General features: G+C 63.1%; 7 protein-coding genes, 1 tRNA gene and 1 other RNA gene. 2 read left to right on the top strand and 7 right to left on the bottom strand.

Annotation, left to right across the window (positions count from 1 at the left end; translation table 11 throughout):
• Window positions 1-1,130, bottom strand: a 1,130-nt coding sequence (gene dnaX, locus OPU71_RS03110; protein WP_267724870.1) for a DNA polymerase III subunit gamma/tau, incomplete at its 3' end; no start/stop codon positions are given.
• 155 nt (window positions 1,131-1,285) lie between these two features.
• On the opposite strand from dnaX, the gene OPU71_RS03105 reads away from it, so the two are divergent.
• Window positions 1,286-2,155: a ZIP family metal transporter gene (locus tag OPU71_RS03105; RefSeq protein ID WP_267724869.1), complete on the top strand. Its 870-nt coding sequence runs from the start codon at window positions 1,286-1,288 to the stop codon at window positions 2,153-2,155.
• Window positions 2,156-2,217: 62 nt separating this feature from the next.
• Here OPU71_RS03105 and ffs read toward each other — a convergent pair.
• The 3 genes from ffs to rnr all read right to left on the bottom strand — a co-directional run bounded on the left by ffs (window position 2,218) and on the right by rnr (window position 5,570).
• Window positions 2,218-2,315, bottom strand: an RNA gene (ffs, locus tag OPU71_RS03100) — signal recognition particle sRNA small type.
• Between the two features lie 107 nt (window positions 2,316-2,422).
• Window positions 2,423-3,166: a 23S rRNA (guanosine(2251)-2'-O)-methyltransferase RlmB gene (rlmB, locus tag OPU71_RS03095; RefSeq protein ID WP_267724868.1), complete on the bottom strand. Its 744-nt coding sequence runs from the start codon at window positions 3,164-3,166 to the stop codon at window positions 2,423-2,425.
• Entirely contained in the window at window positions 3,159-5,570 is a 2,412-nt protein-coding gene (gene rnr / locus OPU71_RS03090) for a ribonuclease R (protein ID WP_267724884.1), read from the bottom strand. Before rnr ends, rlmB begins: the two co-directional genes overlap by 8 nt.
• Before the next feature lie 266 nt (window positions 5,571-5,836).
• Between rnr and OPU71_RS03085 the strand changes: the two genes are divergently transcribed.
• Window positions 5,837-5,921: transfer RNA gene (locus tag OPU71_RS03085), tRNA-Leu, on the top strand.
• 173 nt (window positions 5,922-6,094) lie between these two features.
• Here the strand turns inward: OPU71_RS03085 and OPU71_RS03080 are convergent.
• From OPU71_RS03080 to OPU71_RS03070, 3 genes are read right to left on the bottom strand one after another with little or no spacing between them, the layout of a single operon-like run.
• A complete protein-coding gene (locus tag OPU71_RS03080) occupies window positions 6,095-7,402 on the bottom strand; it encodes an adenylosuccinate synthase (RefSeq protein WP_420712358.1) in 1,308 nt (435 codons plus the stop codon).
• A 2-nt stretch (window positions 7,403-7,404) separates the two neighbouring features.
• Entirely contained in the window at window positions 7,405-8,571 is a 1,167-nt protein-coding gene (locus tag OPU71_RS03075; protein WP_267724866.1) for an ATP phosphoribosyltransferase regulatory subunit, read from the bottom strand.
• Between the two features lie 5 nt (window positions 8,572-8,576).
• Window positions 8,577-8,762 (bottom strand): DUF2065 domain-containing protein, encoded by a 186-nt coding sequence (locus OPU71_RS03070; RefSeq protein WP_267724865.1) that lies wholly within the window; start codon window positions 8,760-8,762, stop codon window positions 8,577-8,579.
• Window position 8,763: the final 1 nt, after the last annotated feature.

The raw sequence follows: 8,763 nt of genomic DNA, 5'->3' as shown, positions 1-8,763 counted from the left end.
CCCCCCGCCGGCGCCGGCGAGCCCGGGCCGCGCCCGCCACCACTGCCGCTTTCAGGCCGGAAGGCATACAGGCGCAGCAAGGTCATCGTGAAGCCGGCGTAGGGGTCTGGCGCCAAGGGCAAGTCATCGCGACCGTGGATCGCGATCTGGTAGGCCAACTGCAGGAACTCGGGGTCGAAGCGCGCGGCAAAGCCTTCGAGCTGCTCACGCTCATGAGGGTCAGTGATGGCCTGCGGCGCAAACTGCGTCAGCGAAACGCGGTGGATCAGGCTTGCAAGGGCCTGCAAGGCGGCCTCGAAGCTGAGGCTGCGGGCCTGCATTTCTTCTGCGACTGCCAGCATCGCCGGCAGATTCGCGCTGGCGAGGCCATCGAGCAATTCGTAAAGCTGGTCCTCGCCGACCGATCCGAGCATGTCGCGCACGCCTTGCTCTTCAACCCGGCCGGCACCATGGGCGATCGCCTGGTCCAGCAGGGACAGCGCATCGCGCATTGAGCCGTTGGCCCCCCGCGCAAGATGCCGCAGCGCGCCCGCCTCGAAGGGCACCTGCTCCTGCGTCAGAATGCCAGCGAGATGATCGACGATATGCCCCGGCGGCATCTGTTTCAGGTTGAACTGCAAACAGCGGGACAACACGGTCACCGGGATCTTTTGCGGATCCGTCGTGGCGAGGATGAATTTCATGTGCGCCGGCGGCTCTTCCAGCGTCTTGAGCATCGCGTTGAAGGCGTGCCCGGTGAGCTGGTGCACCTCGTCGATCATGTACACCTTGTAGCGGCCGCGGGTCGGCGCGTAGGCCGCCTTGTCCAGCAACGATGCCATGTCATCGACACCGCGGTTGGAGGCCGCATCCATCTCGACATAATCAACGAAGCGACCCGCGTCGATCTCAAGACATGATGAGCACACGCCACACGGCGTTGCGGTGACACCGGTTTCGCAGTTCAGCGCCTTGGCAAGAATGCGCGAGATCGTCGTTTTGCCAACCCCGCGCGTGCCAGTGAACAGCCATGCATGGTGCAGACGGCCGGTCGCCAGCGCATGCGAAAGCGCGCGCACCACATGCTCCTGCCCGACCAGGGTGTCGAAGCTTTTTGGGCGCCATTTACGCGCCAGCACCAGATAGCTCATCCGGGCGATTCTAGCAGAGGGGCAAGCCCAGCCCGGGGGCTCGCACTGGGCGTATCGATAGTCATATCCAATCACTTGCTTAGCAACGATCAACTGGATTGATCTTTCGCCCACGAACAAACTTGCGCCATCGTCACTCATCAATGGAGCCCGCCATGAGCGCACTCGCCCACGCTGTCATCCAGCTGCCGGCCCGCAAGCGGCTCGGTTTGGCCATCGCACTTGCCGGCGCAGCCGTGCTCGCGAGTCGCGGCCTTCAGGCATTCGCCAGCAACCCGATGCTGATCCACGCACTCGCGGCGGGTGGGCTTGGCGCCTTGGCCACCGCCTTGGGCGCATTGCCGGCACTCGCCGCACAGCGGATCGGACCGGGTACGCGCGACACCCTGCTTGGGCTGGGCGGCGGCGTCATGCTTGCCGCCGCGCTGATTTCGCTCGCGTTGCCGGCGATCAGTGAGTCGCGCGCACTCGGGGCCAGCACCGCCGAAGCAATCGCCATCTTGTTGCTGGGCGCGGGCGCCGGCGCGATGGGGCTTGCCCACTTTGATCGTCTGATTCCGCATGCTCACGCGATCAAGCACGCGATTCCTGCGCAAACGCTCTTGTTTGTCACCGCCATCGCCGTGCACAACATTCCGGAGGGGCTTGCGCTCGGGGTGGCCTACGGTGCCGGCGAATCCGCCGACAGCAGTCTTGCGATTGCGATCGCGCTTCAGGATGTGCCAGAGGGTCTGATTGTCGCGCTTGCGCTGCTGGGCGCCGGCCTTTCGGCCCCCGTGTCGGTGGGGCTTGCCGCCGCAACCGGCTTGGCTGAACCGCTCTTCGCCATGGTGGGTGCCGGTGCAGTCAGCGATTCGAAGGCTGTGTTGCCGTGGGGCCTGGCCTTCGCAAGCGGCGCGATGCTGTTCGCGGTACTGCACGAGATCGTGCCGCGTGTGATGCGCACCGGCCATCGCGTTGCCGGGCTCGCCAGCATGGCAGCGGGCGTCGCGGTGTTTGCGGGCGTGCAGATCATCCTGGGCTGATTGCCTGCCGAAAAAAGCAGAAAGCCGTCGAAGAAATCTTCGACGGCTTTCATGGTGTTCAGGGTGGCGAGCCTGACCCCCGGCACTTGCAGGAAGCGGTTATGGCTGCTTCCTTCCGGACCTGACCAGATTCCCACGCTGCAATGCGAGGAGACCCGCCACGCAGAATCATAACACGGCCCGGGCGATCAGCCGTGTGACAGCGGACCCTCGCGGCGCGCATCTCAATTGCCGCGCGGTCCGCCTGCACGGCAACTCTCGATCGCCTCACCCGGCAATCACGCGCTGGCGCCGTGCTTCGAACAGGCAAATGCCGCTGGCGACCGATACATTGAGACTTTCGACCGAACCGTACATCGGGATCCGGGCGAGCACATCGCAGGTTTCACGCGTCAGCCGGCGCAGCCCGTCGCCCTCGGCGCCCAGCACCCAGGCGATTGCGCCACGTTGATCGACCGCGTAGAGATCCTTTTCTGCCTCGCCGGCCGCGCCGATGCACCAGATCCCGGCATCCTGGAACTCACGCAAGGTGCGCGCGAGGTTGGTGACAGTGATGTACGGCACAGTGTCCGCAGCGCCGCTTGCCACCTTGATCGCGGTGGCATTCAAACCGACGGAACGATCCTTCGGCGCGACGACCGCATGCGCGCCGGCACCATCCGCCACCCGCAGCGCAGCCCCCAGATTGTGGGGATCGGTCACGCCATCGAGCACCAGGATCAAGGCCGGCTCGGTCAGCCCTTCAAGGACATCCTCAACCTTGAGCGCGCGCTGCCGCGCATCGATGCGCGCAACCACACCCTGGTGGCGATGCGTACCGGCCATACCATCGAGCCGGGCGCCATCGACCGGATGCAAGCGCACGCCGGCCACTTCGGCGCGCGCAATCAGATCCTTTGCCCGCGCATCGGCGCGCTTGGCATCGATGAACACTTCAAAGACGGCTTCCGGGTCATGGCGCAGCTTGGCGCTGATGGCGTGAAAACCATGGATGTATCTCGACTCAGCCACGGCGGGCTCCTTTTTTGCGCGGGCCGCCTTTGGGCGCCGCTTTCTTTGTTTGTGACGCCGGCTTGCCGCCGGCCTTGGGTTTGGCGCGGGCACCCGCCTTTGCCGGCGCCGCCTTGCCACCGGATCGCGGGGCGCGGCCTTCGCGCGGCGCCCCAGCAGGCGCGGCCTTGCCGCCACGCGGGGCTCGGCCGGCAGGGCTCGCCTTGACGCCCTGCAATTCGCGCCAGCTAAGCAACTCGATCTCGTCATCAAGCTTCGCGGACGGCACGCTTTCGCGGCCGCCACGCGCGCTATCCCGCGCGGTCTTGCCTACGCGCGCCGTCGCCGGCGCAGCGGCCGCAACAAGCCGGAAGTCGATCTTGCGGGATTCCAGATCCACCCGCACCAACTGCACCCGGACACGATCGGAAAGCCGGAAGCGTTGCCCGGTGCGCTCGCCCACGAGTTCGTGACGCGCGTCATCGAAATGGAAGTAGTCGGCGCCGAGGTCAGAGATGTGGACCAGGCCTTCGATAAACACGTCGTCGAGCGCAACGAAAATACCAAACGGCACCGCCGCCGATACGCTGCCTTCGAACTCCTCTCCGATGCGATCCTGCATGAAGAAGCACTTGAGCCAGGCCTCGACATCCCGCGTCGCTTCGTCGGCGCGCCGCTCGGTCGCCGAGCAATGTGCCCCGACCTCATCCAGATCAAGCGGCGCGGAGGCTTCGGCCTTCTTGCTGCGACGACTGGTCTGGCGCGCGAGTACCGCCTTGATTGCGCGATGCACCAGCAAATCGGGATAGCGCCGGATCGGCGAGGTGAAGTGGGTATATGCGTCGTATGCAAGCCCGAAGTGGCCGACGTTATCCGGGCTGTACATCGCCTGCCGCAAAGACCGCAGCATCACCGTCTGCAGCAGCTGGCGATCCGGGCGCATGCGGATGCGGTCGATCAGCCGGGCGAAGTCGGACGCTGCCGGTTCTTCGCCGCCGCCCAGATCAAGCCCGAACTCCGACAGGAAGGTCCGCAGTTTCTCGAGCTTCTCGACGCTGGGCCCAGCGTGAATGCGATACAAGGAGGGTTGCTCGTTGAATTCAAGGTACTCCGAGGCACACACGTTGGCCGCCAGCATGCACTCTTCGATTAGACGATGCGCGTCGTTGCGGCTTTCCGGAACGATCTTTTCGATCTTGCCCTGATCGTTGAAAACCATACGGGTTTCGGTGGTTTCGAAGTCAATCGCGCCACGGCGGGCACGCGCCTTGAGCAAGGTGCGGAAGACCTCATCAAGCACCTCAAGCTGCGGCAAGACCGGCGCCAGTTCGGCGCGCATGGCCTCGTCCTTCTCGTAGATCGCTGCGGCGACCTTGTTGTAGGTCAGTCGCGCCTTCGAGTGCATCACCGCCGGATAGAAGCGATAGCGCTGGATCTTGCCGGTCACCGAGATGGCCATGTCGCACACCATGCAGAGGCGGTCGACATGAGGATTCAGCGAACAGAGTCCGTTCGAGAGCTTCTCCGGGAGCATCGGGATCACGCGGCGGGGGAAATACACCGAGTTGCCACGCTCATAGGCATCTTTGTCGAGTGCGCTGCCTTCGGTGACATAGTGGCTGACATCGGCGATCGCAACGATCAGGCGCCAACCTTTGTCAAGGCGCTCGGCATACACGGCATCGTCGAAATCCTTGGCTGTTTCGCCGTCGATCGTGACCAGCGGTAGCGCGCGCAAGTCTTCGCGAATTCCGCCCAGATCGCTCGGACGGACCTGATCAGGGATGCGCGCAGCCTGAGCCTTGGCCGCCTTGGAAAACTCGAAAGGCAGGTCGTGCTTGCGCAACGCGATTTCGATTTCCATGCCCGGGTCTGCGTAGGCGCCCAGCAATTCCACCACTTTGCCAATCGGCTGGCTGTTCTTGGTTGGCTGCTGGATCAGCTCAACCGTGACAACCTGGCCGGCAAGCGGCAGCTTCGTGCGGCCTTCGCGTGCCAGCATGATTTCCTGGTTGATGCGGCGGTTCTCGGCGACCACATAGTGGACGCCATGTTCGACCACCACCCGGCCCACCACACGCGTGTTCGCGCGTTCGAGCACCTCAACGATCTTGGCTTCGCGCCGTCCCTTCCAGTCGGATCCCGTCACTCGCACCAAGGCGCGATCGCCGTGCAGGACCTCCTTCATCTCGCGCGGCCCGAGGAACAGGTCATCCCCGCCCTCGTCCGGTTTGAGGAAGCCAAAGCCGTCTGCATGACCTTCAACCCGCCCACGGATCAGGTCTGCCTTGTCGGGGATGATGTAGGCGTTGCGTCGATTCCGCATCAACTGGCCATCGCGTTCCATCGCGCCAAGGCGCCTGGCGAAAAAGGCCTCTTCCTCCTCGCGGATCGCCAGCGCATCGGCCAGCTCTTCGCCGGTCATCGGCACGCCGCGTTCGATCAGGATCTGCAGCACGTATTCACGGCTGGGGAGCGGAAATTCGTATTGCTCGCGCTCGCGCTCGAAGAACGGATCCGCGCGCCGCACTTTGGGCACTTTGGCAAGATTCGGGCGTGCCGGCTTGCTTTCAACTTGGACGGTCTCGTCCACAATTTTGGCGGCCTTGCGCCGAGGTGTTTTTTTCTCTGGTGTCGTTGACAATTTTGTTCCTCTATCTATAATTCTGCTCTCACCGCAACGCGGTGAATGCCCAGGTGGCGAAATTGGTAGACGCGCTAGTTTCAGGTACTAGTGCCGCAAGGTGTGGAGGTTCGAGTCCTCTCCTGGGCACCAAGAATTTCGCAGGAAAGCCAGCTCTCTGAGCTGGCTTTTTTCTTTTCTGCTTCCCCTGCGCTGCTTGGCGTCATTCGCTTCCGTCTGGGTAATGCTTTGTGAAAGTATCAAATCGATGGGGCCTGAGCGCGCAGCGCTACAGGCCCCATCGCGTTAAAAGGTGTCCGCCGCGCTCAACTCTTGAACGGATGACGCAACACGATGGTCTCTTCGCGGTCGGGGCCTGTTGAAATCATATCTACCGGCACCCCGCACAAGGCTTCGATCCGCTTCAGGTAAGCCCGGGCATTGGCGGGCAGCGCGTCATACGACTTCACGCCAACCGTCGGCTCGGTCCAGCCCGGCATGGTTTCGTAAATGGGTTCGCAACGCGCAACGCGATCCGCCCCGATCGGCAGCAAGTCGATGATCTTGCCATCGAGCCGATAGCCGGCACAAAGTTGCAGCTCTTCGATGCCGTCGAGCACATCGAGCTTGGTAATGCAAAGCCCAGACACGCCGTTGATCTGGATCGAACGCTTCAGCAGGGCCGCATCAAACCAGCCGCAACGGCGCACACGGCCCGTCACCGTACCACGCTCATGCCCCACGGTAGAAAGGTGATGCCCAACGCAACCCTCTTCTTCGATCGGCAACTCGCTCGGGAATGGGCCGGCACCCACGCGTGTCGTATAGGCCTTGGTGATGCCGAGAATGTAATGCAGCATGTTCGGCCCCACCCCAGCGCCCGGCGAAGCGGCGCCGGCGACGCAGTTGCTTGAGGTCACGTACGGGTAAGTGCCGTGATCCACATCCAGCAAGGTACCCTGGGCGCCTTCGAACAGCAGGTTTTCGCCACGACGGTTGACCGCGTGCAAGGCTGCAGACACGTCACCAACCAGCGGCAGAACACGCTCAGCCGTTGCCATGGCGGCGTCATAGGTCGACTGGAAATCGACAGCCTCACCCCCGAAATACTGGGTCAAGACGAAGTTGTGATAGTCGAGATTCTCGCGCAGCTTTTCAGCAAAGACTTCGGGATAGAAAAGATCGAGAACGCGCAGCGCGCGGCGCGCAACCTTGTCCTCGTAAGTCGGCCCGATACCCTTTCCGGTCGTGCCGATCTTCGCGTCGCCACGGCGGGCTTCACGCGCCATGTCGAGCTTCTGGTGGTACGGCAAAATCAGCGGGCAGCCTTCACTGACCATGATGCGCGAGCGCACCTCGATGCCGCCGGCTTCAAGCTTGTCGATCTCATACAGCAGGTGCTCGGCGTTGAGCACAACACCGTTGCCGATATAGCAGCGGACACCCTCGCGCATGACACCCGACGGAATCAGGTTGAGGGCGTACTTCTTGCCCTTGATGACCAGCGTATGGCCCGCGTTGTGCCCACCCTGAAAGCGCACAACGCCCTGTGCATGATCGGTAAGCCAATCGACAACCTTGCCCTTGCCTTCGTCACCCCACTGGGTGCCGACGACGACTACGTTTCTTGCCATTCTCATTCTCCCTGAAGCGGGGCAACCGTCCAGCGGCCTCCCTGCAGAACCAGTTGCCGGTCGCAACCAGCCTCGCGCCAGCACCCCGTATGGCCGGGTAGCTCACGCATCACGATTTCGCCCGACGCTCGCAAGTCGGTGATTGCGCTTTCCAGCGCAGCATCCGCCAGCACGGGCGCCAGAATTGCGCCAGCCAAGGCGGTCGCAGGCTTCACGCCAATCAGGTCGCGCAGATCATTCACACTGAAGCCCGTTGCCGGGCGCGCACGCCCGAACGCGCGCCCCACCTCATCGTATCGCCCTCCAAACGCGACTGCAGCCGGTGAGCTTGCGCAGAACGCCGCAAACACCAATCCACTGTGATAGTCGTAGCCGCGCAAGTCAGCCAGGTCAAACGACAAAGGCAGATCCGGCAGAGCGTCCGCAATCGCCTGCAACTGCGAAATCGCATCCACGATCTGTGCAGACTTCGGCAGCACCGAGGCTGCCCGAACCAGCACTTCGGCACCGCCGTAGAGCGACGGCAACGCAAGCAGCCCCTTTGCAGCCTCGGCCGGAAGGCCATCAACCAGGCTCTTGAGGGTGGGAACATCCTTGGCCTGCAGCACGGCAAACAGCTCGCGCTCCTGCTCACCCGATAGACCTGCCATCTGTGCAAGAGCGCGGAACAGGCCAATGTGGCCAAGGTCGATCCGGGAAGCCCTCACCCCGGCAACGTCTAGCGTCCGTGCGAGCAGGCGAATGACCTCGATGTCCGCTTCGATGCCGGCATGACCGTAGATTTCTGCACCCAACTGCATCGGGTGGCGCGAGGCCAGCAGCGACCGCGGGGTTGTCCGCACGACACTCGCGGCGTAACAGAGCCGCGCAACCCCCTGACGATTGAGCAGATGGGCGTCGATTCGCGTGACCTGTGGCGTGATGTCGGCGCGCAGTCCCAGCATGCGCCCGGTAAACGGATCTGCCATGCGGAATGTGTGCTCGCCCATTTCCTTGCCAGTACCCGAGAGCAGCGACTCGACGTACTCGATCAAAGGCGGCATCACAAGTTGGTAGCCATGAAGCCGGAACTCGTCGAGCAGACGACGTCGCATGGCTTCAAGTCGCGCGGCCTCAAGCGGAAGCGCGTCTTCGATATGGTCGGGCAATGCCCAGTGGGGGGACGGCATCGGACTCAGTGCGAGAGAATCAGGAAAATCAGGCCAACCAGCATCGAGGTCAGCCCGATAAAGCGGATCTGCCCGTCGCCCAGTTGGGCGACCTGCAGGAAGATTTTGCGCCAGAGCCCTGGCGCAGTAAAAGGAAGCAGCCCCTCAAGCACCAGCATCAGTGCGAAGGCCATCAGCAAGGTTTCGAGCATG

The sequence above is a fragment of the Niveibacterium sp. 24ML genome, assembly GCF_026586805.1.
Lineage (GTDB): Bacteria > Pseudomonadota > Gammaproteobacteria > Burkholderiales > Rhodocyclaceae > Niveibacterium.
Note: the sequence above shows the minus strand (reverse complement) of the source record. Positions and strands in the feature narration are given on the sequence as shown.